We start from the raw sequence: 25948 nt of genomic DNA, 5'->3' as shown, positions 1-25948 counted from the left end.
AATTTCGAAGTGATATCGCAGACCGTCTTGGCCGCACAACTCGCAGGTTTCGCAGGGCTCTTCGTGGTCTTCGGTACTTCCGGTGAAGTACCATTCCTCCTTCGGCAGGGTATCTCCCACCGAAAGCGGCAGGATGCTGTCTCGAACACACTGGGAATAAGATTGCATGGCTCGGAGGTGCGCTCCTATGCTGAAATCCTGAAGTGTCTCGCAGTTACGGTAGCTTTGCCGGAGGCGGTGGGACTGCTGCCGGGCTCGGCGCGACGCTCGCGGCAGGGTTCGAAGCTGAGGGCGTCACGTCCTGCAGCGCGTGTACGCCGAAGGCAATGAGAACTACGATCAGCAGCCCATAAACAACAAGCAGTGCGCCATGGGTCTCCCGGTAGTTCTTCATCGCCTGGTCGATCGGCGTTTCAGCGATTTCTTCCCGTTCGCGAACGGAGATGTAGCTATAGAGGCTTTGCATCCAGATCCGCCGCGAGGCGGCCTGGCTTTGGAAGAACGCGCCATTGATCCGCCACTGCAGGCTGAACGACAGGCCGATGAATCCGGCGGCCGCGAAGTAGAATGCAGAAGAGATGATGGGATCCGGCGTCTTGGTCGCATCGCCCAAGATCTTCAGTACGAATGGTGCAGCGGAGACGGCTAGGTCGCGCCAGAGCGTCGCTGCGAGATCCTGCGCCCGCTGTGCGACCTTCTGAGTTTCATCAATAACAGTCTTGCGGAGATCGGCGAGCGCCTTCAGAGTTTCGCGGCTCGAAGATTGGACGTGAGCCTCATAGGCAGCTTTGGCTGCCTCGAGCGCCTGATCCAATGTCGTGGCGAGATCTTGCTGAGGCCGCCTCGCCCGAGCCAGCTCTCCGGAAAAGAGGAGATGGCGTGCCTCGATGTCTGTCCCGGAAAGAAAAACCCAGGAAGCGGCTTCAGTCAGCTGAGAACGGGTGCCGGGCAGGGCAGAATCATCAGCTTTGATGCGATAGATCGGAGGCGTAGCTGCTGCCTGCAGCCAGACTTGCCCGTCCTCGAGCCAAGCGCGGGAAACAAGACCGCCCAGCAACCGGCGCGCAGCAATCGCTTCCCATGCTTGATACGCCGGCGATGAAGCTGCTGGTGCGGTCACCAACATCCAGGGATTGAGATCCGTGACGATCTCACGGTCCGGAACAAAATCGCGAACATAGCGGCTTGGGTCGATCGGACCAGTCGAGCATTCTGGAGGCGGGACCGGTTGCGCCAAATCCCATGCAGCAACCTCCAATCCTCGCGCGTGAAATGCCTGAGCGGAATTAAAGTCGACGATCGCCAGACGTGGAAGGACGGCCCGTTGCGCCAAATAGTGCGGAATGCCGGATTGGAAGACAAAGAAAGCGCAGCCGTCAGCGACCGGCTTTCCAAGTGTGATTATAACATCGCGCATCGGATCAAAGTCATCACCCCTGACGAGATCGCCACCGAGAGCTGGGTTATAGACTTGCAATGACGAGAATGGCGGCGGGACGTCATCGGCGAATTCGAGCCAAGCCACCTGCGCATCGGCAGACGGCAGCCGCCCTCGCAACACAAGGGCGTCAATACGCTCGTCCGCCGAGGCGCCGCTCGCGACTAGCTCACGAGCGCGTTCGACCAGATGTGTTGAGCTCGAAGTCATCGAGTGTGATCGTGTCCTTGATGATGATCTCGCCTTTGTCGCGATTCACCGAAACGACTGAAGACGTCAGGCCGACAGGGAAGGTCAGTTTGATTCCGCTCGCCGTCTCGACGCGGCGGTTCCTGGGAGCTTGAATTGCATTCTTTTGGAGTACGAACGACTCTCCCGCCATCCCCTCGCGTTTCAACCCAGCTTTGAAGTCTTTTACGACCGGGCTGTCGTCAGGCAGTGGTCCGAAAATGCTCTTTAGCCAATTTTCAGCGCTTTCGCCGTCGACGGAGCCGCCTGATTGGCTGGCATCATAGAGACGTTGTGCAAGATTTTTCATCGTATCTGGTGGAAGCACGTCCTTATGTTTCTGCGCGATGTTGCGTGTGACATTGATAATCGTCTTTGTCAGCTCTTCTTCCGTCCGCTGGCGTCGTACCAACAAGAATTGCTCGAAATAGGCCGCAGGCCGCTGTGGATTCTGACGATCGACAACGCAGATCTCGTTGCCGTCCTTGCGCAGTTTGATGAGGGCGGCCTTCTGCAAGGCGTTGCGGTTCTGGACAAAGGTCCGCTCGATTTCGCCGAAGGTCGGCTTCGGCTTTCCCGAGCGCCCGCGGCTGACATCGTAATCGTAGCTGAGGACCTTTTCGTCCTCGAATTTCAAAAGCGCAAATAGCTGACCGCTCGAGCAGGACAGCGAGAAGATGAGGAAGGCGCCGACGGCCGCGCTGCCTCCGTGAGCTTCATTGAACGCTGTTGCGAGCTTCTCGCTCTCCTCCTGGAAAGTTGCTTTGTCCCGGCTGATCCGCGCGAGTTGCGCTTGCACCGGCGCGTCCGCGAGGAATTTGTATCGATTTCCGCTATTGACTGATCGGACGCGACCCAGAAAAAAAGCCGCGTGTTGGCCGGCATCGAAAGCCGTCAGTAGCAGCGTAGCGCAGCCCATCGGGCAGAGCTGGCGCGTCGGCAAAGAGGGCGAACTGGTCGGGCAATCCGAATTCCGATTGTGTTTCTGATCTGCGTAAGATTTGGGGTGTCGTTGCTTCAGTAGAAGCCGCGCTCGGAACATACCGCAAAGTTGTGGCCGAACAACTGGAGTGATATGCAGGGCCGCCGACTACCCCAAAGCGGCCGTTCCCGACCGAGGACTTCGAACTCGTCTAGTTCACGACCGCAGCACAAGCGCTAGGCGACCGATCGGATGTGCTTGGCTTTTCTGCAACATCACGCCCAGGCAGGGCGACGGCATCCTATCGACTGCTTGCGGAAAGCCATAATATCTATGTCTATTTCGATAATGATTAAAAGAGGGCGGCTCCTCTGGATGCCGCACGCTTGATATGTTTGATGCACTTAGATGATTCTGTAAAGCCGCCGCGCACACGCAGCTAATGCCTGCGGCGCGTAATGATCACCATAATTTCCAGAAGGTGCATACGTCCGGATATAGACGTGAGGTGCGGTCACCTCCCACGGCGACGGCGCACCATGATGATCCGAGATGCAAAGTGCACTACTGTGGCAACGCAGAAGATCGAAGATTTCCGTTGTGTACCAGCTGCGGTGACGAAATTCGAAAACATAAGGCGTGGTTTACGCAGCCGCTTTTAGAAACGACGCCAGCCGCGTAGTGTCTTTCTGAAATTGCGGTGGAAGTTGAAACAGCCGGGACCAGCCCTCGTAACACTCCTGCATGCTCACGGATTGAGTGGTTGAAGTTATGCGCTGGCCTTCTCACGAGCTGCATCCAACACATTGCGGCCGGTCTCCTTCAGCCGATCTGCGGCTTCCGATCCGATGTCGCGAAACGTGGCCTTTAGCGTGTCGGAGGCCTCCCGCACGCTGTGAGAGACGGATCCGGCACGTGCTTCCAGGTCCTCTTTAACGCGGTCACTGACTTCGCCGATCCACTCATTTTCAAGATCCGACGCGGTGAACGCACTTGCGACGGCAACTCCGACCGCGAGACCAATCGCCCCCAGCACCAGCGGCTGTCTCTCGATCAGATTGGAAATGGAGGATTGGACCTTCGCGATGGTCTCCTTTGGGGGAAGCACTTCGGCTGCCTTGCTGAAACTCTCTCGCGCGTAAGTCGCCCCTTCTCCGAGGCGATCTTTAATGGTGTTTGCGGCACCCGATGCGGCGCTCGATATCTCACTCAACGTATGCACACCATGCACAGCCCCCTGGTCCATTTCCCGAGCGGTCTGCGGACTGTTTGCGAATTCGGGCGCGCTCGACCGCAGATTAGTTCTGGTATCGGCGCGAGGGCGTGCGGTGGCCGCACTGACCGAAGCTGCCGCGCTTCTCAGCCTCTCGTTACCCAACAAGAGCCAAAGCGCGCCGCCGCCGATCAGCGTGGCAGAAAGCGGGTTTGCCCCAACGGCTTCCTTCAGATTGTCCAAAAAATCGCTCATCGCACCATGTCCTTTACGGCGGCCTTGTCTTTCTCGAGCTGACTTATCGTTTCTCGAGGGGCCAAGTTGCGCGCGTCCAGCCGGTTCATGCCAACGGCAAATAATGCGCCGGCAACCACTGCGGTACCGACTGCGCAGACAAGGTAGGAAAGCGGCGGCGACCAGCCGGCCGCCATCAACGCAGCCGACAGCGCAAATAGGGCCATGACAAGCGCGGGAATGATTAGCACCGCCCCGGCCGCCAAGAAACCGACCGCCCAACCAACCCGCTGAACCTTTTCGGCGAGCTCGGCCTTGGCGAGATCGACCTCGTTCTGGAAGAGCTTCGCGAATTGCGAAAGTGCATCGCTGAGCAGGGTTGAGATCGTCCCAAAATCGGATCGTGTGCTCATCACACATCCTCCTGTTGGGACGACGCGGTATGGTCTTCCGAAGCTCTAAAGAAACGCACAGCGGCGAAGCCGGCGAGCACCGACAGTCCGAGGAAAGCAGCCGGTTGCCGCTTCGCGAAATCGGAGGCCCCGTCAACGAGATCTCGGAAGGTGCCATTGCGAATCTTCTCGGCAGCATCTTCCACGTAGTCGGCGCTGGAATTGATGCCGCGCGCGGCAAACGGCGCGTCGTTTTCGAATGCATGGGCCGCTTGCCGAATATTCCCAGCAAGCCGGTCGATGATGTCGGCTCCGGATCGCTGTTGCTCCTGGGCCTTATCCCGGAAGTGATCCGAGGCTCCTTCCGCAACTTCCGCAGCAGCGTCGGAGGCCTCCTTGAATGTGTCGCTCGCCACGTCCTTCGAGGCCCGCAGCGCCTCGCGGGCGCGTTGACTGACCTCGGCGCCTGCATCAGCGATCTCGTCCTTCAGACGTTGAGAGGACGTCGAGGCTGGCTTTGGAGGAACAGCTTGTCGGATATCAGATTCGCTCATGAGGTTTTCCTTGGGTTTGCTGGATTGAACGCCGCGGATACGATATCGTCGGCGGCTTCCTTCAATTTGTCGGACATTTCCCGAGTCATGTGGCTAGCGGTTTTACCGAGATCCGCCTGGGACAGGGTCTTGGCTGCGCCATCGGCTGCCGACAGCACCGCGTCCTTGGCCTCCTCTAGTCCGGATTGGACGGCCTGGCCCGCCGTGCGCTTCACCCCGACACTCGCCTTGCCGAAGACAGCGGCTTCAGCCTGAGTGGCGGGAAGGGAAGCGGCAATAATCGCTCCGAACGCAACTCCCAGACCGGCAATCAGGGCGGCGTTGTCACCGATCATCTGTTGGGCGGTTTCCGGGGCCGCATTAGCCTTGTCGCGTACAGTGGAGCTAAACTGTTCGATCTTAGCTTTCGCAGTTTCCGATGCAGTATCCAGGCTAGCTTTCACTCTGTCGGTCGACCGCGCCGCCCGGTCGGTCAGGTTGTCGGCCATTCCGGCCGCCTTGGCTTGAGCCTCGCTTAGTTTGTCGGCGACATCGCGACCTGTCCGGGACGCCGCGTCAATGGCACTCTCACCAAACGATCGCACGCGCGAGGCAGCCTCCGCTGCCATTTCCTTGACCTTTTCCGCCGCCGGAGCCGCGGCGTCCGCTGCCCGGACGCGCATGGACTTCGACGTCAGGACCAGGCCTGCACCCATCATCAAGAGAGGAAGTGGAAATCCCCGTGCCAACCGCAGGGCAGGCACCGCAACCGCAGTCCCAGCGGCGATTGCTTGCATTGGATTTTCCATCGCCCGCTGCTTGAGCCCATCAAGCCAACTATAAGTTTTGCGGCTGACGAATTCGGAAACCTCCGATTTGATCCCTTGCGGCGACACCTTGTAGCGCAGTTCCTCCGCCGTGTCGGAGAGCTGCTCCCTCAGCCGATCGACCGTCGCCGCGAGCTCGGCCCGGTTACGCTCGGACTCTCGTCTCAATTCCTCAACGGATCGTGTCATGGCAATTCACCACCTTATGGTTGTTGGAAAGCGAACTCCCCCTCAGGTGAATCGTTCCTGCTGGACGCGCGGGTCCGGCTCGGCGTATCGCGTATTCGGGGCTGGACTTAGAGATCCGAGAATAGCAGCGTGACGGTGATCAGCAGAAACACGATGGCATTAAGAACGGTACCAGCAGGTTCAATCTGCGAGTTTGCGACGGCATCCGGAGGAATTTTTCGGCTTTCCAAAACGCAAGCTTCGGCAATCTCAGTCGCCGCTCTAGCGCAGCCAATCCATACATTTTTGATGGATCGTACTGGCCTCGAAATGGGTCAGTTCGATTTGGTTTGAACGGCTAACAGCTTCAGATGCGTCTCAAGAAGGCGCTCAGTGTTGGATTGCGGCAGCATCACCGCATAGGGATGCGCCAGCGCTTTTCCGGCGACGTCCTCCTCCGCCTGGATCAGGCGCCGGGCGCGGCAGTCGAAGTGACCTGAACACCCGGGAACCGCTTGTCTGCCTGTCCGTTTGATCTGACTGCCATGCCCGGAAATGACCCACAGACCGTCGCCAATCTTCTCCGCGAGTACGCGCATAGAAGCGCGCTGCGAGGTGCCAATCCCTACGGCACCAGGGCCTACTTGCGCGCAGCAGACAGTCTCACGGCGCTCTCTCAGCCGCTTGATCGCATCATTGCAGCGGGAACGCTCACCGACATCCCCGGCATCGGCAAGTCCATTGCTGACATCGTGGCAAAGCTCCATGCGACCGGCTCGCACCCGAGCCTTGAAAAATTGCGCAAGGAAGTGCCCGCGGGAGTGCTTGAGCTCTTCGCCGTTCCAGGCCTTCGACCTGACAAGATAATGAAGCTTTACCAGACACTGGGCGTAAGCTCGCTCGCAGAGCTCGAAGCCGCTGCAAAGGAAGACCGTATCCGCCCGGTCAAAGGGCTTGGCGCTTCACTGCAGACCAAAATCCTCCAAAACCTTGCCATCACGCGCAGCGGGGAGACCCAGTTGCATCTTCACCAGGCCGCGTCTCTCCTCGAACATGCCCTTGCGGCCGTAAAGCGGGACCATCCCGAATACTTGCGCGTCGAGATTGCCGGTGATTTTCGCAGAGGCTGCGAACTCGTTTCCGACCTTGCGCTCATGGCACAGGGAAAGAGCGCCGTATCAGAAGGGAAGAGTTCAGGCCTCAGAATTATCGTCAGCGACAAGAAGCATTTTGGCGCGAGGCTTTTGAATGCGACTGGCTCTGCCGCGCATATCGAGCAGCTGGGCGAACTTGCAAGCAAAGAGGGATTCGAGCTCAAATCTGACGGCCTTTATAGCCGCAAAAGGCTGGTCGCGTCCGCGAGCGAAGCGGATATCTACGAGGCGCTAGGCCTTCAGTTTATCGAGCCAGAACTTCGCGAAGGGCGAGATGAGATCAACCGGGCAGCGAAGCACAACCTACCTAAGCTGGTTCAGGATTCAGACCTGCGAGGCATTTTGCATTGTCACACCACAGCGTCAGACGGCACCGAAACGCTTGAGACGATGGCCGAGGCCACGCGGAAGCGTGGATTCGATTATTTTGGCGTCGCCGATCACTCTCAGTCAGCGCACTACGCGGGCGGCTTATCTTTGGATGAGATCGCTACGCAGCACGAGGAAGCGGGCCGCCTCAATAAACGCTATGGCAATCAGTTCCGTATCCTAAAAGGCCTTGAAGCGGATATTCTCGCGGATGGTTCGCTTGATTATCCGGACAGCATCCTGGAAAAATTCGACTTCGTTGTGGCGAGCGTGCATAGCCGCTTTAAAATGACGAAGAAGGAGCAGACGGACAGAATAATCCGTGCGATCAAAAATTCGCACACGACGATTATAGGGCATATGACGGGCCGCCAGCTTCAGCGCCGCCTTGGCTACGAAATCGATGTCGAGAAGATACTGAGAGTCTGCGCAAAGTATGGCGTCGCCATCGAAATCAACGCGCATCCCTGGCGGCTCGATCTTGACTGGCGATGGCACGAGAAGGCCTTAGAGCTCGGCTGCATCTTCAGCATCAATCCCGACGCGCATTCTATTCCTGAGCTTGACCATATGCACTGGGGCGTGGAGATGGCGCGAAAAGGAGGAGTGTCCGCTGATCGCGTCCTGAACGCGATGACGCTTCCAAAGCTAATCGCGCATCTTTCGAAACGCAAACGTGGGCTGGCGCGCAGGCGAACGGGCCGTCATGCGCCGACGCAGGAAGCACCTGTGCGGCAATGAACGCCCGCGCCGCCTCTTCAAGAAAGATCAGTGCCGGCATTCTTTTATTCAGGCGCAAAGGAAAACGTATTGAAGTGCTGCTCGGGCATCCGGGCGGGCCCTTCTGGAAAAAGAAAGATCATGGCGCATGGACTATTCCGAAGGGTCTGGTTGCTTCGGGCGAAGACCTTCTAGACGCCGCACGGCGGGAGTTCGAAGAGGAGACAGGCCACCGAGGGGGTGATGATCATATCCCTCTTGGCAAGGCCAAACAGCCTGGGGGCAAAACGGTGCATGTATGGGCGGCCGAGGGTAAGTGGAATCCGGATAAGCTCAAAAGCAATCTCTTCGAAATGGAATGGCCGCCGCGTTCAGGCAAGCACCAGAGCTTTCCAGAGCTTGACCGCGCCGCCTGGTTTAGCATCGACGAAGCCTTTCTGCGTATTCTGAAGGGGCAGGGCGTTTTTCTCGATCGACTGAAGGACGCCGTAAGTTTCGACTGAACTCCGATCCCACGCTCTAAAGATTTTTGAGAGGGCCGTTACATGGGTTTATCGGTTGACTGGAATTCCGTCTTCATTCCGGCAATAGGGCTCGCGGAAGTAATCGTTCGCGGCAGCCTTATGTATCTTGGTCTGTTTATCATCCTGCGCGTCATGGCGCGGCGGCAGGCAGGCCACTTCGGACCCGCTGATCTTCTTGTCATTGTCCTGATTGCCGATGCGGCGCAAAACGGCCTAGGAAAAGATTATGGTTCGGTCACCGAAGGCCTCACGCTCGTTCTCACGATTGTCGCATGGGAATATCTGCTCGACTGGTTATCCTGGCGTTTTCCCCGGACGCGGCCGTACCTCAGCCCTCCGAGCCTAACCCTTATTCGCGATGGGCGCCTTATTCCTCAAAACCTGCGTAAAGAGATGATTACGGAGGATGAGCTGAAAGCGCAGCTCCGAGAACACGAGGTCGAAGATTACGCGGATATCAGGTTGGCGACGCTTGAAGGGGACGGGCGGCTCAGCGTTCTGAAGCGGAAAATGAAATGACGTCAGCCGTGCGGCCGCTCCCGCTCACCCACGACGTCCGTCGCCTGCTTATCGTCACGTAGGCCGAGATAAACGGGATGGCGCATTTCACCCGAGCTTGTCCATTCCGTGAATTTTACCTCTGCAACAAGCTGTGGCTTGACCCATGTCGTGACGGCTTCATCTTTTACTTTTTTGCCGAAGGGCGACTTCGCGGTCTTCAACTTGATGAGCTTCCCGTGCAGCTCTTTAAGCGTGTCATGACTGAAGCCTGTGCCGACATGGCCGATATAGCGCCAGTTGTCGCCGTCCCGAAGCGCGAGCGTCAGCGCGCCAAAGAACGGCCTCGTTTTTCTCGGAGCCGTGAAGCCTGCGATAACAACCTCCTGACGTTTCGAGGTCTTGATCTTGAGCCAGTTGTCCGTCCGTGCGCCCGACTGATATTTGCTGTCCGCACGCTTCGCCATGATGCCTTCGAGGCCTTTGCGCTCAGCTTCCTCAAAGAACTTCGTCCCAAATGTCTTTCGGTCGCGGCTGAAGGCGATCAGCTTGTGTTTTGGCAGGATGGCTTTCAGGCGCTTTTTCCGTTCGGTCAGCGGTAATCCGCGCAGGTCGTCACCATCCTGAAACATGAGGTCGAATGCAAAATAGCGCAGCCTCGCCTGGCGCCGGAGGGCATTTTGCAAGAGCTGAAAATGTGAGACGCCCTCATCGTCTAGAGCTACGAGCTCGCCGTCGATGACGGCGTCGCCTTTCACGCCTTCCAGCGCTCTGGCGACTTCAATGTAGCTATGGCTGATGATCTTGCCGTTGCGGCTGTAGAGCGCAACCTTGCCGGATGCAATTTTGGCGACCATCCGGAAGCCGTCATACTTATCTTCGAAGATCCAGCCTTTGTCGTCGAACGGACCGTCCGTTAGGGTCGCGAGCATCGGCTGCAGTTGCTTTGGCAGGGTCGAGACGCGGGCCAAGCGGCGCTCCGTTTTAGGATGTTGCGGGAAGCTGACCGAGCAGCTTCGAGCTATTTACGCGCTCGCGACTTTTTCGCTTTCTTCGGCGTCCGCGTCTTGGTCTCGGTCTTGGCCTTCGCGGCTTTGGCTTTGACGGGCTTGCGGTCGCCGCGGTCACCCTGTCCCGCCTTGGCGGGTGTTTTGGCTTTACGCCGGCGATCCTGTGAGAGAGACCGGCTTACATCGTCGCTTTCGTCGATGCGGCCCTTCGCGTCGCGCCGGATATAGCGTTTGTCACCGCGCGGTGCGATCAGTTCTCGCTTGGCAGCCTTGGCCCGACCTTTTGTTGTTTCTTCAAGTTCGTCTCCCTTGGGTTGTTGAGCATATCCAACCCGCTGGAAAGCCTGGCGGTTCCTTCAGCGCGGCGCGCCCGCCAGCTTCGCTGTCGACCGGGCTCTAGCGCGTCCTGCCGGTCATGCGCCCGAGTCTTCGTCTCGGCCCAAGGTAACGATCCCTCGCGCCAAAGGCGGGGCTGTGCCCCTCGGCCGTCAAGGGCAGGCTCGTTTGCGTTCGGTGCGTGCCGCACCCTTGACCGCCTTTCCCCGCTCATTGCCGCTGGGCTAGCAGGGTTGCAGCCGCAACCCTTCTCAGAAACAGGAACCAACCTGAAAGGACTCCGTTGGAGCTGGCTTTCAAGGATCGAGCCATGTCTAAGAGCGAAGAGCTCCGCTACGGGGCGCCAGGCGAGAATGCCGTTCACATCTGCGTCGACATGCAGAGGATGTTCGCAGAAAGCACCGCATGGAAAATGCCTTGGCTGCCGCGCGTGCTGCCAAATGTCGTTGCCATCGCGTCCGCTCATCCTGAGAGAACCATTTTTACGCGCTTCATCCCGGCCGCAAAACCGGGCCACGGCGTCGGGATGTGGCGGCACTATTACGAGCGCTGGGAATCGATGACCATCGACCGGCTCGGGCCGGAAATGATCGGGCTGGTCCCTGAACTCGCGCAATTCGTTCCGCCAGCCCGAATTTTTGACAAGCATGTTTACTCGCCGTGGACCGGGACCGACCTGCACCAGCAGCTGTGCGGGGCGAAAGTTGACACCATCATCATCACCGGGGGCGAGACCGATGTCTGCGTTCTCGCGACCATGCTGGGCGCGATCGACTGGGGCTTCCGCACCATCCTCGTGACAGATGCGCTTTGCAGCTCCGCCGACGAAACCCATGACGCGATGATGGATGTCTATATGAACCGCTTTGCCCAGCAGGTGGAATGCGTCACGACCGGGACCGTTCTGGACAGCTGGCCTGGTGGCGCTCGGGCAGGGTCGTTATCATGAGCGCCTCCCATCTCGTGCAGATTCTTCTGCCTAAGGAGACCGGAAGCGGCGAGCCGATTTCGCAGGAGTGGTTTGAAAAACTTCTAAAAGAACTGATGCGCAAGTTCGGTGGCGTGACGAGTTTCCTCCGGGCTCCTGGTGAGGGACTGTGGCGAGACGGCAGCGCGATCGAGCGCGACAATATCGCGGTGGTCGAGGTGATGACGGAGCGTCTTGATACTGAATTCTGGCGCGCTTTGCGGAAAAGGCTTGAAGCCGAGCTGCGCCAAGAGGAAATCATCATTCGCGCTCAGCAAATCGTTCAACTTTGACGACTTGTGTTGCGGCTTCTTCTCCGATGAAGAGGTGCTAGGGATTCATTGATCTTGCTCAGGACGTTCTGTGCGCGTCCATCAACGCCGCGCTCGTGACCGCCAGCGGTCGAGAAAAGCGACACTTCCCGTGGTCGCTGAAGGCCACAGTGGAGTTAGCGCCGCGAGGCGAACGAACTGGAATGTGAAGAGCAGGTATCGCTCACCTTGCTCATTGCGCGCAATTTAGAAGCCAAACCCCTCTAAGCCGCTTCCCGGAGGGAGCTATGAAGTCGTGCGCCCGAGCTTGTGGTATCGAGGAGTAGCGCCTCTAACTCGCTAGGTCTCGCCTCGGTTATTTCCTCGGTGTTGGTTCGGGCCGTCGTGCGCTCCTCGGTGGCTGCGGGCCTGCCATAAGTATAGTACCTTTATGCCGCGTCGGGGCACGTCGTCCTACGGCTGTTCTTCATCACTCCGGGGCGACGGATAGGTCCGAGCCTCCGCAGCAGCGGCCAAAAAGTAACCCATAGATTAGGAACGCCGGCCCGCCGATCCCATTGCCCAGGCGATGGCGATAGTGCCGTCGGTAGCGCAAGACAGGAATATGAGATGGCTCAACAGAACCAGAATCAGGGCGGACAAGGCAAACAAAGCGGGCAGGGCAGCGGCGGGCAAGGTCAGAGCGGAAAAGGCCAGGGGGAGCGTTCCTCGACTGCCCACGAACACAGCGGAAGGCGTAGGGGACACAGCACAGCGTAAGCGTCAAGTAGAGCTTCCAACACATTGCGTCAGATGAATATGCGCCCTCGATCGAGGCTTAGAGTCAAAAATCCGCGAAAGGCTATCAGAGGGGTCACCGCTTGCGCGTGCGGGCTCAGCCTCCGCTCGCAAAATAGAGGATGAACACGACGGCGAAAGGCCCGTCCCAGCGATTACCATATTGCGCACTGTTGGCCACGCTCCGCTTGTCGCGCTTCCGTTGCGGTTTCGACGATGCGTCCGTCTTCCATCTTGCCATCATGTTATTCCTGATGACAATCCGCTTCGACGAGGCATTTTTCAGTCGAGAAGAACCGCCCGCGTGCCTGAAAGATGGTTCCCAGCGGCGAGCCCGGGCGGCAAACGAAGCGCAGTCAAAATCGGCGCCGGCGTTCCTGTTCCCTCGGTCGTCGCTTTCCGGTAGGCTATTTCGGCGGCTGGAGCCCGGGAGAGTTGACCACGCCTCGATGTTCGCGGCGCACTCCGCCTGCCGGATCTCCTTGAGGAGGTCGTACCGTTCAGCGCTATCGGGCATGCCTTCCGCCTTGGCTCGCTCGCCATTGGCGAACTCCGAGAGGCGGTCCTGAAGCGATGTAGTCTGCTTGAAACGACGCCAGGAAGGCGTGAGCGCGAGCGGGCGTTCTCATCACCGATAGAAGCCACGACCCGTGCGGTGATTATGCATAATCGCACATCGGGCCGTTATGTTCTGTGCAATAGCGCGCACACGCAAGTCACAAGGCATTGATGCGCCTAAGGCTGTCTTTAGGCTTTTGCTCATTCGTCTCCTTCTTCCACTGCGCCCACCGCGCGCCCTTTCCCTTTTCGGACGGGTACATCGCTCGCCGCCGAATGCCGCGCGGAATATCTCGGCGGGCTTCTCCTCGGCGAACATGAAGACCTGGAAGCAGCGGCCCTCGCGGAATGCCACATGTCCGTGACGGGAGAGCGACAAGCTGCGCTGGTCGCACGCCCGCAGCGCGCGGAAATTCTCGCCGATGCACTTCTCCTCCTCGAGCGCGCGACCCAGTGCGGATGCGTGCCGTCTGCGCTCCGCGGGATGCGGCGGTAGACGCTCAACGGTAGCGCCGCTCGGAGACTCCCCTAATGGGCTTGTCGGTGCCGGGATACTTGATGCATTGCTCGTCGCGCTGGCGATCGCGTTCGGCGCACAGGCCGTCGATCTTCGCCTGCATCCGCTCCAGCAGCTCTTCAGCGGACTTCGTCGGGATGCCGGCCTTTAGGAGGGCCCTTATCTCCTTGCGCTGCCGCTGGAGCTGGTAGCGCATGCGCTCGATCTCGGCGCGGAGGAAGGAAAGGTCGGGCATGCAAGTCTCGTCGGCGGTGGATGGCCGGCGAATAAGAACGTAAAGGGAACGCGGAGTCAAGGACGCATGCGGGCTGCTACGCGAAATCGCCGCGCTGCAGGTGCAAAGCTTATCCGCAGCGCGGCGCGGAGCCGCAGGCACGTCCGCGCTTACTTCCCGCCGAAATACACGATGTAGATGATCACGAATGCGGCTATCACGAGCGCGGTCCCGGCCACCAGCACGTTGCGCACCGTGGGGCCGCGCTCGGCTCCCCGGGCTTCCCTCGCGGTCTCGACGATGCGCCCGTCTTCCATCTTTGCCATCGCTCTTCTCCTAGGTTTTCACCTTCCATCTTCCGGGAAGACGTTCCGAGCTCGTTCCCTCGCTCGTCAACACGGACCGGAGCGCACGGCCCCGCATGCCCCTAGCGAAGGTATCCGCGGGACCGTGCCGGCCGCGGTGGAAGTAGCCGCAGCCTGTCGTATAAGCCGGTTCATGCCGGCGCGTTCCTAAACCGCGCTCCGAAGGGAGACGTCGGCAGCTCGCCGGCTATGCGCAGCGGACTTGGAACGGCGGGCTGACTTGCGGGTTGGGTTCCGCATGCCAACCAAAAGGAGATCTCTTATGGCCGATAACAACCCGCCGCCCGCTCCCGACAGCGCGCGTTCTTCCGGCAACCTGGTTTCCTCTGACCAGTACAACGGGAAGGCCGTGTACGGCGCCGAGGACAAGAAGGTGGGCGCGATCGAATGCGTCATGGTCGATAAGTCCACCGGCGAGCCGGCCTATGCCGTGTTGAGCATCGGCGGGATCCTCGGCATGGGCTCCGACCATTACCCGGTTCCCTGGAGGCTGCTCAGGCACGACTCCAAGCTCGACGGCTACCGCAGCGACATTAGCGGCAACCGGCTTAAGGGCTATCCGAAGAGCGTTTTCGGCAGCAGCGGCTCAGAGCTGTTCGATTGGACCGCGAAGCGCGCGGAGCTCGACTCCTATTACGACAACGTCGATACCGTAACGACGAAAGAAGGCGCGGAGAATCCTATGACGCGAAGCAGCGGCTGACGGATCGAGGCACGAGCCCCGGTGCGCGTGCAGCATCGGGCGCCTTGTGTCCCGGAAAATTTGAGCAGGTGATGAAATAGGCGCGCAATGCAAAGGCCCCGACGGGGCCTTTGTCAAGAAAGCGGCCCCGGAGCCCCGCCAGAGAGCATTGTCCGAGACCGCTTCTGCCGCTCTTCAGGTTCGAAAAAGGCGGCACATCCTCAACGCCAAGCGCCGCCCCGCCGTTCCTCGATTTAAGCTTTCCAGAACAAGGTGTAGCTGCCGTGCGCGAGCACGAAGGCGACGAACGCCTCGACGATCAACTGCACGATGCTCGAGACCACGTTGGGCTCGACCGGCGCGCCGGTCATGGCGCTCGTGGCGAGCGCCATGATATTTCGCTCGGCTGGCCCGAGGTTCGCTAACAGCTCCCTGCCATCCTTTTTAAATGACGTCGGCTGATTTTAAGTCTGTCCTTCAGCATTTACGACGGTGTCGGCAATCTTTGTTAAGGTGTCGTCGGTTTTCTTCTCTTCCGCAAGCGTCTGATCAAGCAACTTGGCAGCGTCTTTCATCCCCAGTTTGATAGCCCAGCTTTTCAACGTGCCATAACGGGAAATTTCATAGTGCTCGACTGCCTGTGCTGCCGCCAAAAGACCCGCATCTAGAGCCGGCTCGCCCTCATATTCCTCCATGATCTCTTTGCCTTCGTCTAAGATGCCCTCGATCGCATCGCATTTTTTGCCGCGCGCGGGTTTACCGAGAAGCTCAAACACCTGCTCGAGGCGCTCGATCTGTCCTTCGGTTTCATCGTGGTGCTTTTCAAAAGCAGCTCGTAGCTTGTCAGATGCTGCAGCTTTGGCCATTTTCGGCAAAGACTTATAGATTTGCTTTTCAGCGTAATAAACGTCTTTCAATGTATCGAGAAACAGCCCGTTCAAGTCTTTCGTAGGCATCGTGGTCTTCCTTAGAATATGAGGGGAGCAGGCAGGCGACTGGATTGCGGCCATGCTTGAGATGGTCAGGACCCTTGCCGACTTAGATATTTGCGCGTCAAGTCGGGCAAGCTAGCTTCCAGATCGGACGCCATTGAAAGTTCTTCTTTCAAGATCCGCTCGCAGACAGATTTCGTCTGCGCGTCGCCAACGGACTCGGCCGCCGCAATGAGAACCCGATAGGCCGCAATCTCCATATGTTCGAATGTGTAACTCGCCATCGCGCCTTTGACGATCTCATCGTCGACAAACATGCCGCTCATGCCTTGCCCGAAAGCGATGATCTTGCCGGCCATGTCCTTCAAAGTAGACGTGTCGCCGCCGCGGCGCTTGACGCATTCCTCCAGCGCTTCAGCCTGTCTCTGCGTCTCCCCTAGGTGCCGTTCGATACGCGCCTTAACTTCCGGATAATCGCCGGTTCGTCTGGCTAATGCCTCCAACATAGTCACGGCTTGTTCTTCCATAGCGTGTGCGTTGCGAAGCCACGCCATCAGGTCTTCCTCGGCTTTAGCGCTCATTTTCTGGTCCTCTTCGCAAGCCCTAGAGGGTACAGTAATAGGAATAGGAGAAGGAGAGGGGAACAATTGTCACCCAGCGACCTCCAATTCGCGACTAGCTCTAACGTTCCTATTGAGATGGATCACATGCAACCAACTGCTCTCTCATCTGTTGGAACGGTTGACGCGTTCGTAAGAAGGAAAACGGTCAATGTCGCTGAGAGCTGGAACTGGATTGATATCGACCGCACTGCTCGCCGTCTTGGCTTTCCCCGCTGTCGCAGATCCGCTTCCGCCCGATACAACCTATCGGCCTCTGCCGACGCTTCCGTTCTCCGCCGTCAAGCAAAACGATGAGGCCCAGAAGCCGGCCGTGAAGGAGCGCCAGCGTGCTTTGCTGGAGCAGCGGTACGATCTCGCTGATCGGCCCCTCTCTGGGGTCATGATGTCGGGCGGCCGCAAGCCGGTTCAGGGAGGCGTACGGGTTAAGCTGCCTAGTGGCGAAACGTGGGATAGCCTTGCTGCGAAAGAGCCGCACGAGATCAGGGATCGCGACTTATTGCCGAAAGGATTCGTGCCGTTGCCGCACGTCAAGCAGGCGACCGGCGGTCAGGTCTTTCCCGAAAACGAGATTCGCAAGATCGCTAACGACGAACAACGGGACCTTCGACGCTTCGATGTGGATTTCGACCTGCCCGACCATCTCACTCCAGAGTTTCCACCACCGATCTATCTTACGACGCACCCGGAATTGGGCGATGTCTCACGCGGCGATCTTTTGACTATCAAGAATTTCTACGAATACCTGAACGGCATCATCACCCCAGTCCAGATGGAAGGTCTTAGGCTCCTCCTTACGCCGTTTCCGCAAGAAGAATTTAATCAAACCGAAGATCGCAAGGTGGCGCAACCAAGCCTCGGCGTTGCGTGCCTGGATTGCCACTCGAACTTCCATACCAATGCTGCTTTTCATTTAACGCCAGACGTACGTCCTCAGGCGGAACGGTTCCGTCTTGATACCACGAGTTTGCGCGGCCTGTTCAACCAACAGATCCACGGCTCAAAGCGGTCGCTCCGTTCTGTCGAGGACTTTACCGAGTTCGAGCAGCGCACCGCTTATTTCAACGGCGATCACGTAAGCGCTACCCGCAAAGGTGTGCATCTGCCGGACCGCCCAAATCAAGTTGCGATGATGGCGCAGATGCAAAACATCATCGATTTTCCGCCTGCGCCTAAACTCGATCCGTTTGGAAGGCTAGACCCCAAGAAGGCCACCGAACAGGAACTGCGAGGCGAGCAAGTGTTTATGGGGAAGGGACGATGCGCAGAATGCCACATTCCCACAATGTCCTTCACAGACAACAACATGCACGACCTGAAGCTCGAACGCTTCTATAAAGTGGGCCAGACGTCAAACGATATGGTGGCCATTCCGGACGGGCCAATCAAGACTTTCACCCTGCGCGGCATCAAGGACTCTCCGCCCTATCTTCATGATGGCCGTCTACCCACGCTCGCTGACACGGTGGAGTTCTTCAACTTGGTCCTAGGTACCAAACTGAATCAGCAAGACAAGGATGCGCTTGTCGCTTACCTCCTCACCCTTTGAGGATCGCAAATCAGGAGGAAACTATGCGAAAAGTGTTGATCGCCACGGCATTGGTCCTTCTGCCCTGGCACGCCTGCGCCCAGATTGGCAATTCGGCAGGATGGTCCCCAAATACCCAAACCGAAAAAGCAGGTGTGCCCTCACCCAATCAAAGCAATTATCAGGACCAGCTGTTCGCTCAGACTGCTGCAGTGGGAGGCCTTGCTGAGGTTGATCTCGGCAAGCTTGTCGCAAGTAAAGCGGTAGATCCCGGGGTGAAGCGGTTCGCAGAGCGTATGGTGGACGACCATGAGAAGGCGAACGTTAAGCTCAAATCGATTGCGCAAAAGAGCAACATCCCGTTGCCGACTAACGTCGATGCTGAACACGGTAAAACTCGAGCCGATTTAAATAAGCTTAATGGCCATCAATTTGACCGCGCTTATCTCGCGTACCAAACGGTCGAACACCAGAAGACGGCGCAGCTTTTGGCCTGGGAGATTGGGCAGGGTGAAGACGCCGACCTGCAACGGTTTGCATCGGAAACTCTGCCGACCGTTCTTGAACATCTACGAATGGCGCGCGATCTCGCGGCCCAGATTCCTGTAGATGTTTCGCAATCGAACCAAAAGAGGTAGGTTTTCCCGTAGCTAAGATGCGGGTGCGGTTTGAATTTGTGCGGATTCTTTTTCTAAACATTTTTGCAAGGCGTCCGACCTAGTCGGTCCGGCTTCCAGCCGGGAGCTTTAAGGTTCACTGCCCTCCGACGAAATACCGGAGCGATCGATAGGCGAAGTCTAGTTCACGAGAGGCGGAGGCGGAGTTTGCTTTAGGAGCGCAACCGCTTCATACCCTCCCTTAAAGAGCCATTCTGCGTGGCATAACTGTGAGTAACTTCAGCGCCCATCAAGATGATCTGCGACGTGTAGTAGACCCAGATCAGGACGACCACAATCGAGGCGGCTGCCCCGTAGGTTGATTCCAGTCCCTGCTTGCCGATGTAGAAACTAATCCCCGCCTTGCCGATTTCAAAAAACATCGCGGTGAGAAACGCTCCCGGCCAAACATCGCGCCAGCCTACGGATACGTCGGGCAACCACTTGAATATCATCGCGAATAATACCATTACGACCACGAAGGACACTAGCATGGTAACAACGTGCAGCACGCCTTCCGGAAGATACGCAGAGGCGTGCTTGCCTGCCGCCGCCAAGCCTGCGCTGACCAGGAGCGAAACCAGCAGCAAAAATCCTAGGCTCAAAACAGCCGCAAATGACAGCACGTAATTGCGGGCGAAGTGCCAGAGCCCGGATTCCTTTGACTGCTCGACTTCCCAGACCACGTTGAGAGCGTCTTTCAGTTGCACCACCACGCCAATGGCCGCAAAGAGAAGCGCTCCTATACCCAGAATGCTAGCCACGATCCCTGTCGCGGGCCGGTTGGCGCCTGCCAGCATCGCTTCAACTGCTTTCGCGCCGTTGTCACCGAGCATATCCTTGATCGACGACATAACCTGCGCAGTGGCAACATCGTGGTCGAAGAGAAGGCCAGCCACGGCGACGGCGATCACGATTATTGGGCCCAGCGAAAAAACCGAATAATAGGCGAGGGCGGCTCCTTGCCGTGCATCCTTGTGGCTGGACCAATCGCTCGCAGCCTGCTTCATCACTGTCCACCACATGTCCCGTCGCTTCCTCCATCGCCTGTGGTCGCCAATGCCTCGGGCGATGACAAGTTCCTCGACTAGACTCGGGGTCTGGGAGAAGGCGACAGAAAAGAAGACAGCGCGCGATGGGGCTTTCAAAGACAGGCTCGCTACTGGTGCATCCCCGGCGGGACGACCATAAGCATAGCCACTGGATCGCGCTCGAGGAGGAGAAGTGCATTGCAAGGACTTCCATGCGCGAGACGCCGGCGGCTTGAGATTCATGCGTCAGTGATTCTGTCCTTGAGCGTCGAGTGAACGTGACTGTCCTGAATGCGACCCAGCTCCTGAAAATGTAAGCAACGTGACAGACCCTGTCGGCGTTGCTGAGTCACTCTACTGCGCGCTGTAATTCAGTTGTCGAGAACATCTCGAATTTTAGCTGCAAGATCGTTGAAGCTGAACGGCTTGGTAATCAACTGAACGCCCTTATCTAATCGACCGTGGTGGATAATTGCGTTACGGGCGTATCCCGTTGTGAAGAGCACTTTAAGCTTGGGCCGTAAAGCCCTCGCATGCGCGGCAACTTGAGCCTCGGTCATTCCACCGGGAAGTACGACGTCGGTAAAGAGGATGTCGACGCGGGCGTGCTGATCAAGCACGCGGAGGGCGCTTAGGCCATCATGCGCCTCAAGAACACGATAACCTAGCTCACGCAGGATCTCGACCGAATAGCTCCTGACGTCCTCATCGTCTTCAAGCACCAAAAATGTTTCCTCAAGCGCTGCTTCAGGAGAAGGTTCATCGGAAAGCTCGTTTCCGGTTCTGCAACATCCGTGGCTAACCTGGGCCGGTAAAGTTTGACCGTCGTGCCCTGTCCAACTTCCGAACAAATTTTCACGTGCCCGCCGGAACGCAATCTCCACGCCTTCCGCCTCCAGCGCACGCTCACGCCGCGTCATCGGCTATGCGATCGGCAGGTCGATCGAAGCGCGGGCTCGCGCTCGCGGCGCTGAAGGTGGCGATCGAGCGACGGCGCCCGCGACCAGGATGCATTCATCATTCGGATCGCGGATCGCAATACGCGTCTGGTATCTATCAAGCATTGCTGGCGGCCCATGACTTGGTCGGCTCGATGAGCCGGCGCGGAAACGCGTACGACAACGCAAGGCGGAGAGCTTCATGAAGACACTCAAAGTCGAAGCGGTCTATCCGATCGCGTTCGAGACCTGCGACGACATCGCCAAGCAGCTTCAGGTTCATCGACGACGTTTACAATCAACGCCGCCTGCATTCCGCGCTCGGCTACATCAGCCCCGCGCAGTTCGAGGAGCAATATATCCGGACCATGGTCACATCAGCAGTCTGATTCTGTCCGGCACCAGGGGCCCACTCCAATACGAGGTCAAATTTGCGAGCCGAATGACAGCTTATATCGGTCAATGTCCACGCCCTTGCAACTAACCGGCCTGCCAGCAATGAAGCGAGCTAGTCGTTCGCAGCCTTCGCACCGCAGTGATACCTTTAAGCTATCGTCACCACGACAAAGCTGATCGGACTCGGGCGCGTCCACGCCTGATAAACGAATGCGCTGCCCGTGAATTTCGAGTGTGTCGCCATCAATAACTAGGCCAGCATCGGTGCATGCTGTTCTTCAGCCAGCGACGCGTGGCCCTCCATGGAGAAAGGACGACAATCTCCGCGCGTTCGAGTTTGCCGACCGGTGTGCTGAATTGATGTCGCCTTAGCCGAATCTGATGTCGTCGACAAATTTTGAAACAAAGCTACCACCGCAGACCCTACGCCTGCCAGTTTGATCGCGACATCATGCGCAGTGGCGTGCCTGTAATTCACGAAGTGCTGCAGGTACTCAAAACAGCAATGAAAGCCCGCAAGAAGAATTAAGATGACCAAGAGTCGACGGGGATAGGCAAAAGAGAAGGCAAACCCGAGCACAGCGAGTGCGAGTAATCGTTCAGCATTTGGATGCCAAAACGTCGGACGCAAGCAAAGCGGCCCAACCGTAAGAATAAACAGGACGAATAAGAGTATCCAATCCGTTGGTTTCAGTGCTTGCATCGTTATTGAGTGCTTAGCGACACACCGATGCTATTGCCATTGCTGCCGTTGCGCCGGGTGTTCGCTTCAACATTCTTGCAATCTTCGCTACGCCTGCCGTCTGCTTCGCAAGCGCCTTGAGAGTGCGGACGTCGTCCTTCGTCCACTCGCGGCTAACAGCTGTCTTCTTCGTGGGCAAATCTTCGATCCTTCAATCATAAAACGCGCAGTTTAGCAGATCGCGCCTTTTGCGCAAGGTAACGGCAATATCCCGTGCGAGCTCAGCTAACAAGGGATGTTGATGAAATGAAGTCGTGGGAACGTCTCGTCGCAATCCCTCAAGCGATCTGACGAAGCTGTGCCTTTGGTCAACCAGGTCGCGGCCGTTATTAATTAGACGTAGCGAACTATCGCACTCGGCGAGTATGAGCAACGATGGTGACGCAGCCTCTTCACTGACGGTTAGGAATCACGGCGGGTTGATTTTAGCGACGCCGATTCGTTCTTCGAGAACGGAATAGAGCCAGAGGGGAACGAGCATGACGAACGCGGGCGAATAGACGAGCGCAATAATTGCTGCAATCAAGAGACACTTGAGTCCTTTGCCGTTACGGACCAGCATGACTTGGGCTTGGAGCGCGAGAATGGAATTTTTCTTGCTCACCGTGAGGACGGAGTTACACGCGTATGCCCGTCGTTGCCTTCAGTCGGTCGATGGTCTGTATTACTGCGGAATCGCGCGCGCGTTGTTTGATTTGGCCGGCTGCGCCGCCGCGACTATTGCGTCGTATTTTGGTAGGGTATTAAGCGTATCTTTAGCGCGGACGTGAACAACTTTGTAGCCATTCGCCTTGAGCTGGGCTAGCAGTTCCGGCACCGCAAGGGCGGTCCACTTATGCAGATCGTGCATTAAGATAATGCCCTTGCCGTTCTTTTTGAGCTTGGCCATCGTCGATCCCACCAACACGTCAGGCTTCTTGATTTTGAAATCTTCCGAGTCGATATCAATCGAGAATGCCGCGACATTGCGCTGGACAAGATATGCTTTGAGATTGCCGGTTTGCCGCAATTGCGGATAGCGGAAAAACGGCGCGATCGGTGTACCGGCCATCGTCGCTACCGCGCTCATACCTTTCTCGATTTCATCCTGAGCTTCTTGCGGCGATTTATGAGCAAGATTTTGGTGCGACCAAGTATGCGAGCCCACTGTGTGGCCCTCCGCCACCACCTGTTTCAGCACTTCAGGGTGCCAGGTGGCGTGCTTGCCAATCGAGAAGAAGGTGGCCCGCAAGCACTCAGCCTTCAAGGCCGCTAGCACCATCGGTGTCGTCACCGGCCAGGGGCCGTCATCGAAAGTCAACACTACCTCGCCGGGCCGTAGGAAGTCGTAGTCGCGATACTGTGACATACCAAAGCCAGGTCCGCCCATTGTATCGATCTGCACCGTGCGCGACACGCCTAATGCATTCGGGTTGTTGCAGGTGGGCTTGGCGACGACCATTCGCTTCTCTGGCTCCGGCGCTGCCTCGACTTCCAGCGCAGCGACTTCCGGTGCAGCGTCGGCGACCGCAGTCTGGCGTTCTACGCCCGGTTTGGGCCAACGCGAATCAATTGAGCCGGTGACTAATTCTGGCTTCGCAGCGGGTGCTGGCTCGAATGCGGCCGAACCGAGAAAATGTTGTGCTGCGATAGCGATGATGCTGCCACTTGCCATGGCCACAGCCCCAGCCGCGACGATCAGAACAGGAAACCGACGCATGGCGATTCCACGGCACAAGGCAGGATTGCTCAATTAAGGATATGTGCGCCACCATCCAGTGAAATAGTTAATCGAGCGTATGCACGAACTGTCAGGTTTACTTACTTTGGTACTGTTGAACGTCCCTCATCTGAGCAACGTTCGGAGCTGGCGAAGACCGCCCGGAGTCGCGCGTTGCTATTGAAGGCACAAGTTCAAATGCGGCGATACGAGGTGCTGAGCGGGCTAAGGGAATATCGATGCGGTCGCGTTTAGCCGTACAGGCGATCCCGGAATGAATGTCTTGATCGACCGCACCGGACCCCAGCGGCGGGTCCGAGTATAGGACCATTCGCCGGCCAGCTCCTTTTTGCTCTACTGCCTTAAACGCGTCTGCGGCACCAACACGTTAGCTTGCGGCCTCATTCGATATCAGATGAGTGAGCCGGGCTATAAAGTTGTTGCCCAAGTTCACCGTAGGCATTCCACCGCCTGACTACGTCTACGCCTTGCAAAGGGTCAACCACTTTGCTTCTGGAAATGCGCCGGAGCCAAGTATCGAAGGCGCGACCCTCCGCTAAAACAAATTGATAAGATGAAGGAAGCGGATAAGCCATCAAGCTACTGTGAAGCGGAAGGCTGAAATCGATTAGCAGACCTGATTGTGAACCGAAGAGGGAATATCAAAACCTTTGGCTTCATATTCGTTGATCTTGTTGCGCAAGGTGCGAACCGAAACAGCAAGCGTCTTTGCTGCCCGCGTCCGATTGCCATCGTAAGCACGCAGCGTTTCAATAATGAGATCGCGTTCAACTTCAGCAACCGTGTATCCGATCAGCAAGGCAATCAGCCCCGTCTCGCTAGCTTTAGCGTTCCGAACAGCTCCTTCCTCGCAAATCCAACCGGTCAACTGCCCATCCCTATGATCGAATCAGACTTGCTTCCTTGATGAGTGGGGATTGTGACCATAGGCGGGCATCTTGTTCGAGGAGCATCTTCCACAGGGGGATTCTTGAATCCCTCGAACGACAGGTAACTCGCGCAGGACGTAGCCCCAGTTTCTTCAGCAACTAGGAGTGGTGGACTCACCACGTCATACGATTGCATTGCCATTCATTATAATATTTTGCGGATGCATTCAAACAGGCGAGCATTAACGATCACGTTTGTTGTTATGGCAGAGGAGGTGGCGCGCCGAAGCTTGATACGACTGACCCGCCCTGCGCCGTCGTAAAAATTTGACTGCTCAAAGAAAACCAAGCCGGAGCGGTGTTCGCGCAAATCGAGCCGCTAGGGATTGCGTTGTTCGCAGGAATTTTCGTTAATGCCCCGGAGCATCACCATCTTCTCTCAGCGCGTCCGTCACGAACGAATGGCACTCGCTTTGCTCTGAACGGAGCGTTCAGTGAAATCACAACGCAAAGTGCCTTGTTATGACCCAAGCATTGTCCCACCACGACGCAACGTGCCTGCGCTTCAAGCGAAAATGGTACAGTAGCCCTTGGAAAATACGCCGAGCGCTAATTTTTATGCGAAGGAAAAGACCGGGATGGGGACGGCTTTTGATCGCGGTGATTATCGCCGACATGCTGCTCGCGGTCGGGGGCTGGTTCGCCGTCGGCTATTTCTTCAAATGATCGGTCATAAGCATTTACTCCCAAGCCGATCTGGATAAGGGCGTAAGCAGCCTGGTTCACGACCAGACCCGCGACTATGATGGCAATCCCGCTCCCGGGACCGAAACCATGCGTGCGGAGAACAGCTGCCGAGACCAGAACAATCAGCAACGCGATAGGCACAAGGACAAAGACTTTAAAGCGCAAGCCTGCAATTGTGCCTATGAGTGCGCTGAGAGACAATAGAATTAAAACGATATCCATGGTTGATGCCGAACGCGCTTGATTCCTAATCTTGACGAAGAACGTTGGGCGATAGGCTGCGCTCGGGACATCAAAATGTTCGGGTAGTCCCCGAACAAGTTGCGATATGCTTAACCCAACAAAATAATCTAAAAATGCATGAAGCCCGAAATGAGAACGCGCCGCGCGACCTCTTGTGGCGTTGCCCTGTTGCTCGGCTTCCGATCGTTCCATCTTGGAACGCCCCTGACCGGCAATCGTGGGCGGATGATCGCGGCCCATGATGTTGTGTTGGCCCGGTCCGGCATGGGCCTGCGCGTGCCGAGCGCCAGCGGCCGCCGCAGCTTCTTCAGCCGAGCGATCTCGTCCTCAAGAGCCTTCAGGCGGGCGCGTCGGATATCCCGCCGAACTTTGCCTGGAACTTGTAAAAGGTTGCTGCCGAGATGCCGTGCTTGCGGCAGACTCAGCCGTCTTCGCACCAGCCTCCTGCTCCTTCAGAATCTCGATGATTTGTTCTTCAGTGAAACCGCGAGGCGCGCATCGTCCGTCTCCTTAATCGACGGACGCTGCCCAAATCTAGAGGAAGTACAGGGTCTCAAGTCGCTGCGGGTTAGCCTAGTCAGTCAGTTTAAGCCACTGGGATCGCGTCT

General features: G+C 57.4%; 29 protein-coding genes and 1 pseudogene. 9 read left to right on the top strand and 21 right to left on the bottom strand.

Going from position 1 to position 25948, the window contains the following annotated elements:
- Positions 1-214: 214 nt before the first annotated feature.
- From NB311A_RS06110 to NB311A_RS21830, 8 genes are all read right to left on the bottom strand, one after another.
- Positions 215-1648 (bottom strand): hypothetical protein, encoded by a 1434-nt coding sequence (locus tag NB311A_RS06110; protein WP_009797609.1) that lies wholly within the window; start codon positions 1646-1648, stop codon positions 215-217.
- Complete coding sequence (locus NB311A_RS06105) at positions 1608-2585, bottom strand: nucleoid-associated protein (protein ID WP_009797608.1); 978 nt, start codon at positions 2583-2585, stop codon at positions 1608-1610. Before NB311A_RS06105 ends, NB311A_RS06110 begins: the two co-directional genes overlap by 41 nt.
- Positions 2586-2992: 407 nt before the next feature.
- Entirely contained in the window at positions 2993-3169 is a 177-nt protein-coding gene (locus tag NB311A_RS22460; RefSeq protein WP_245256947.1) for a hypothetical protein, read from the bottom strand.
- A 188-nt stretch (positions 3170-3357) separates the two neighbouring features.
- Entirely contained in the window at positions 3358-4056 is a 699-nt protein-coding gene (locus tag NB311A_RS06100; protein WP_009797607.1) for a hypothetical protein, read from the bottom strand.
- Positions 4053-4448 (bottom strand): phage holin family protein, encoded by a 396-nt coding sequence (locus tag NB311A_RS06095; protein ID WP_009797606.1) that lies wholly within the window; start codon positions 4446-4448, stop codon positions 4053-4055. The genes NB311A_RS06100 and NB311A_RS06095 overlap by 4 nt, the downstream gene beginning before the upstream one ends.
- Positions 4448-4981 (bottom strand): hypothetical protein, encoded by a 534-nt coding sequence (locus NB311A_RS06090; RefSeq protein WP_009797605.1) that lies wholly within the window; start codon positions 4979-4981, stop codon positions 4448-4450. Before NB311A_RS06090 ends, NB311A_RS06095 begins: the two co-directional genes overlap by 1 nt.
- Complete coding sequence (locus NB311A_RS06085; protein ID WP_009797604.1) at positions 4978-5976, bottom strand: DUF3618 domain-containing protein; 999 nt, start codon at positions 5974-5976, stop codon at positions 4978-4980. The genes NB311A_RS06090 and NB311A_RS06085 overlap by 4 nt, the downstream gene beginning before the upstream one ends.
- Positions 5977-6290: 314 nt before the next feature.
- A complete protein-coding gene (locus tag NB311A_RS21830) occupies positions 6291-6554 on the bottom strand; it encodes a hypothetical protein (RefSeq protein WP_009797602.1) in 264 nt (87 codons plus the stop codon).
- Here NB311A_RS21830 and NB311A_RS06075 point away from each other — a divergent pair.
- The 3 genes from NB311A_RS06075 to NB311A_RS06065 all read left to right on the top strand — a co-directional run bounded on the left by NB311A_RS06075 (position 6501) and on the right by NB311A_RS06065 (position 9241).
- Positions 6501-8219 (top strand): PHP domain-containing protein, encoded by a 1719-nt coding sequence (locus tag NB311A_RS06075; protein WP_050752068.1) that lies wholly within the window; start codon positions 6501-6503, stop codon positions 8217-8219. The two genes, NB311A_RS21830 and NB311A_RS06075, sit on opposite strands and share 54 nt — an antisense overlap.
- On the top strand, positions 8216-8701 hold the full coding sequence (locus NB311A_RS06070) for an NUDIX domain-containing protein (protein ID WP_009797600.1): 486 nt from the start codon (positions 8216-8218) through the stop codon (positions 8699-8701). Before NB311A_RS06075 ends, NB311A_RS06070 begins: the two co-directional genes overlap by 4 nt.
- 153 nt (positions 8702-8854) lie before the next feature.
- Complete coding sequence (locus NB311A_RS06065; RefSeq protein ID WP_245256940.1) at positions 8855-9241, top strand: DUF421 domain-containing protein; 387 nt, start codon at positions 8855-8857, stop codon at positions 9239-9241.
- A 2-nt stretch (positions 9242-9243) separates the two neighbouring features.
- On the opposite strand, the gene ligD is transcribed toward NB311A_RS06065, so the two are convergent.
- Complete coding sequence (ligD, locus tag NB311A_RS06060; protein WP_009797598.1) at positions 9244-10191, bottom strand: non-homologous end-joining DNA ligase; 948 nt, start codon at positions 10189-10191, stop codon at positions 9244-9246.
- 685 nt (positions 10192-10876) lie between these two features.
- Here ligD and NB311A_RS06055 point away from each other — a divergent pair.
- Together NB311A_RS06055 and NB311A_RS06050 are read left to right on the top strand one after the other, a co-directional pair.
- On the top strand, positions 10877-11515 hold the full coding sequence (locus NB311A_RS06055) for a cysteine hydrolase family protein (RefSeq protein ID WP_040674129.1): 639 nt from the start codon (positions 10877-10879) through the stop codon (positions 11513-11515).
- Entirely contained in the window at positions 11512-11826 is a 315-nt protein-coding gene (locus NB311A_RS06050; protein ID WP_009797596.1) for a hypothetical protein, read from the top strand. Before NB311A_RS06055 ends, NB311A_RS06050 begins: the two co-directional genes overlap by 4 nt.
- Positions 11827-13640: 1814 nt before the next feature.
- Here NB311A_RS06050 and NB311A_RS06040 read toward each other — a convergent pair.
- Positions 13641-13892, bottom strand: coding sequence for a hypothetical protein (locus tag NB311A_RS06040; RefSeq protein ID WP_009797593.1), 252 nt, complete (start codon positions 13890-13892; stop codon positions 13641-13643).
- Positions 13893-14041: 149 nt separating this feature from the next.
- On the bottom strand, positions 14042-14197 hold the full coding sequence (locus tag NB311A_RS21825; protein WP_009797592.1) for a hypothetical protein: 156 nt from the start codon (positions 14195-14197) through the stop codon (positions 14042-14044).
- A gap of 301 nt (positions 14198-14498) precedes the next feature.
- Between NB311A_RS21825 and NB311A_RS06035 the strand changes: the two genes are divergently transcribed.
- Entirely contained in the window at positions 14499-14939 is a 441-nt protein-coding gene (locus NB311A_RS06035; protein WP_009797591.1) for a PRC-barrel domain-containing protein, read from the top strand.
- Between the two features lie 233 nt (positions 14940-15172).
- Here the strand turns inward: NB311A_RS06035 and NB311A_RS21820 are convergent, their stop codons facing one another.
- From NB311A_RS21820 to NB311A_RS06025, 3 genes are all read right to left on the bottom strand, one after another.
- Positions 15173-15310: a hypothetical protein gene (locus tag NB311A_RS21820; RefSeq protein ID WP_009797590.1), complete on the bottom strand. Its 138-nt coding sequence runs from the start codon at positions 15308-15310 to the stop codon at positions 15173-15175.
- 72 nt (positions 15311-15382) lie between these two features.
- Complete coding sequence (locus NB311A_RS06030; protein WP_009797589.1) at positions 15383-15874, bottom strand: ferritin-like domain-containing protein; 492 nt, start codon at positions 15872-15874, stop codon at positions 15383-15385.
- A 65-nt stretch (positions 15875-15939) separates the two neighbouring features.
- Positions 15940-16431 (bottom strand): ferritin-like domain-containing protein, encoded by a 492-nt coding sequence (locus NB311A_RS06025; protein WP_009797588.1) that lies wholly within the window; start codon positions 16429-16431, stop codon positions 15940-15942.
- Positions 16432-16621: 190 nt separating this feature from the next.
- On the opposite strand from NB311A_RS06025, the gene NB311A_RS06020 reads away from it, so the two are divergent.
- A complete protein-coding gene (locus NB311A_RS06020; RefSeq protein WP_040674102.1) occupies positions 16622-18019 on the top strand; it encodes a cytochrome b6 in 1398 nt (465 codons plus the stop codon).
- A gap of 23 nt (positions 18020-18042) precedes the next feature.
- Positions 18043-18636 (top strand): DUF4142 domain-containing protein, encoded by a 594-nt coding sequence (locus NB311A_RS06015; protein ID WP_009797586.1) that lies wholly within the window; start codon positions 18043-18045, stop codon positions 18634-18636.
- Between the two features lie 191 nt (positions 18637-18827).
- On the opposite strand, the gene NB311A_RS06010 is transcribed toward NB311A_RS06015, so the two are convergent.
- Together NB311A_RS06010 and NB311A_RS06005 are read right to left on the bottom strand one after the other, a co-directional pair.
- On the bottom strand, positions 18828-19664 hold the full coding sequence (locus NB311A_RS06010) for a YihY/virulence factor BrkB family protein (RefSeq protein ID WP_009797585.1): 837 nt from the start codon (positions 19662-19664) through the stop codon (positions 18828-18830).
- Between the two features lie 392 nt (positions 19665-20056).
- Positions 20057-20605 carry a response regulator gene (locus NB311A_RS06005; protein WP_009797584.1) on the bottom strand — a complete coding sequence of 183 codons (549 nt, stop codon included), beginning with the start codon at positions 20603-20605 and terminating at the stop codon, positions 20057-20059.
- A gap of 5 nt (positions 20606-20610) precedes the next feature.
- Between NB311A_RS06005 and NB311A_RS23045 the strand changes: the two genes are divergently transcribed.
- The gene (locus tag NB311A_RS23045; protein ID WP_083780391.1) at positions 20611-20829 is read left to right on the top strand and encodes a DDE-type integrase/transposase/recombinase; all 219 of its coding nucleotides are present in this window, start codon (positions 20611-20613) and stop codon (positions 20827-20829) included.
- 1341 nt (positions 20830-22170) lie between these two features.
- Here NB311A_RS23045 and NB311A_RS21810 read toward each other — a convergent pair.
- The 5 genes and pseudogenes from NB311A_RS21810 to NB311A_RS21225 form a co-directional block, all read right to left on the bottom strand.
- Positions 22171-22365 (bottom strand): hypothetical protein, encoded by a 195-nt coding sequence (locus NB311A_RS21810; protein WP_165475231.1) that lies wholly within the window; start codon positions 22363-22365, stop codon positions 22171-22173.
- A 60-nt stretch (positions 22366-22425) separates the two neighbouring features.
- The gene (locus tag NB311A_RS06000) at positions 22426-23460 is read right to left on the bottom strand and encodes a polysaccharide deacetylase family protein (protein ID WP_009797579.1); all 1035 of its coding nucleotides are present in this window, start codon (positions 23458-23460) and stop codon (positions 22426-22428) included.
- A gap of 628 nt (positions 23461-24088) precedes the next feature.
- Positions 24089-24349, bottom strand: a complete 261-nt coding sequence (locus NB311A_RS05995) for a helix-turn-helix domain-containing protein (RefSeq protein ID WP_009797578.1) — start codon at positions 24347-24349, stop codon at positions 24089-24091.
- A gap of 610 nt (positions 24350-24959) precedes the next feature.
- Positions 24960-25580, bottom strand: a complete 621-nt coding sequence (locus NB311A_RS22450; RefSeq protein ID WP_245256939.1) for a hypothetical protein — start codon at positions 25578-25580, stop codon at positions 24960-24962.
- Between the two features lie 59 nt (positions 25581-25639).
- Positions 25640-25808: pseudogene (locus tag NB311A_RS21225) on the bottom strand (transposase); the annotation flags it as partial.
- Between the last annotated feature and the right edge of the window lie 140 nt (positions 25809-25948).

The organism is Nitrobacter sp. Nb-311A, from assembly GCF_000152905.1.
In the GTDB taxonomy this organism is placed as follows: Bacteria; Pseudomonadota; Alphaproteobacteria; order Rhizobiales; family Xanthobacteraceae; genus Nitrobacter.
The sequence above is the reverse complement of the archived record's forward strand: the minus strand, read 5'-3'. Positions and strand labels throughout refer to the sequence as shown.

Bases quoted from the DNA above. Each gene is read 5' to 3' on its own strand.
- NB311A_RS06110 (WP_009797609.1), bottom strand. From the start codon at position 1,648: ATGACTTCGAGCTCAACACATCTGGTCGAACGCGCTCGTGAGCTAGTC.
- NB311A_RS06105 (WP_009797608.1), bottom strand. From the start codon at position 2,585: ATGGGCTGCGCTACGCTGCTACTGACGGCTTTCGATGCCGGCCAACAC.
- NB311A_RS06100 (WP_009797607.1), bottom strand. From the start codon at position 4,056: ATGAGCGATTTTTTGGACAATCTGAAGGAAGCCGTTGGGGCAAACCCG.
- NB311A_RS06095 (WP_009797606.1), bottom strand. From the start codon at position 4,448: ATGAGCACACGATCCGATTTTGGGACGATCTCAACCCTGCTCAGCGAT.
- NB311A_RS06090 (WP_009797605.1), bottom strand. From the start codon at position 4,981: ATGAGCGAATCTGATATCCGACAAGCTGTTCCTCCAAAGCCAGCCTCG.
- NB311A_RS06085 (WP_009797604.1), bottom strand. From the start codon at position 5,976: ATGACACGATCCGTTGAGGAATTGAGACGAGAGTCCGAGCGTAACCGG.
- NB311A_RS06075 (WP_050752068.1), top strand. From the start codon at position 6,501: ATGCCCGGAAATGACCCACAGACCGTCGCCAATCTTCTCCGCGAGTAC.
- NB311A_RS21830 (WP_009797602.1), bottom strand. From the start codon at position 6,554: ATGCGCGTACTCGCGGAGAAGATTGGCGACGGTCTGTGGGTCATTTCC.
- NB311A_RS06070 (WP_009797600.1), top strand. From the start codon at position 8,216: ATGAACGCCCGCGCCGCCTCTTCAAGAAAGATCAGTGCCGGCATTCTT.
- NB311A_RS06065 (WP_245256940.1), top strand. From the start codon at position 8,855: ATGGCGCGGCGGCAGGCAGGCCACTTCGGACCCGCTGATCTTCTTGTC.
- NB311A_RS06055 (WP_040674129.1), top strand. From the start codon at position 10,877: ATGTCTAAGAGCGAAGAGCTCCGCTACGGGGCGCCAGGCGAGAATGCC.
- NB311A_RS06050 (WP_009797596.1), top strand. From the start codon at position 11,512: ATGAGCGCCTCCCATCTCGTGCAGATTCTTCTGCCTAAGGAGACCGGA.
- NB311A_RS06040 (WP_009797593.1), bottom strand. From the start codon at position 13,892: ATGCCCGACCTTTCCTTCCTCCGCGCCGAGATCGAGCGCATGCGCTAC.
- NB311A_RS21825 (WP_009797592.1), bottom strand. From the start codon at position 14,197: ATGGCAAAGATGGAAGACGGGCGCATCGTCGAGACCGCGAGGGAAGCC.
- NB311A_RS06035 (WP_009797591.1), top strand. From the start codon at position 14,499: ATGGCCGATAACAACCCGCCGCCCGCTCCCGACAGCGCGCGTTCTTCC.
- NB311A_RS21820 (WP_009797590.1), bottom strand. From the start codon at position 15,310: ATGGCGCTCGCCACGAGCGCCATGACCGGCGCGCCGGTCGAGCCCAAC.
- NB311A_RS06030 (WP_009797589.1), bottom strand. From the start codon at position 15,874: ATGCCTACGAAAGACTTGAACGGGCTGTTTCTCGATACATTGAAAGAC.
- NB311A_RS06025 (WP_009797588.1), bottom strand. From the start codon at position 16,431: ATGAGCGCTAAAGCCGAGGAAGACCTGATGGCGTGGCTTCGCAACGCA.
- NB311A_RS06020 (WP_040674102.1), top strand. From the start codon at position 16,622: ATGTCGCTGAGAGCTGGAACTGGATTGATATCGACCGCACTGCTCGCC.
- NB311A_RS06015 (WP_009797586.1), top strand. From the start codon at position 18,043: ATGCGAAAAGTGTTGATCGCCACGGCATTGGTCCTTCTGCCCTGGCAC.
- NB311A_RS06010 (WP_009797585.1), bottom strand. From the start codon at position 19,664: ATGAAGCAGGCTGCGAGCGATTGGTCCAGCCACAAGGATGCACGGCAA.
- NB311A_RS06005 (WP_009797584.1), bottom strand. From the start codon at position 20,605: ATGACGCGGCGTGAGCGTGCGCTGGAGGCGGAAGGCGTGGAGATTGCG.
- NB311A_RS23045 (WP_083780391.1), top strand. From the start codon at position 20,611: ATGCGATCGGCAGGTCGATCGAAGCGCGGGCTCGCGCTCGCGGCGCTG.
- NB311A_RS06000 (WP_009797579.1), bottom strand. From the start codon at position 23,460: ATGCGTCGGTTTCCTGTTCTGATCGTCGCGGCTGGGGCTGTGGCCATG.
- NB311A_RS22450 (WP_245256939.1), bottom strand. From the start codon at position 25,580: ATGGGCCGCGATCATCCGCCCACGATTGCCGGTCAGGGGCGTTCCAAG.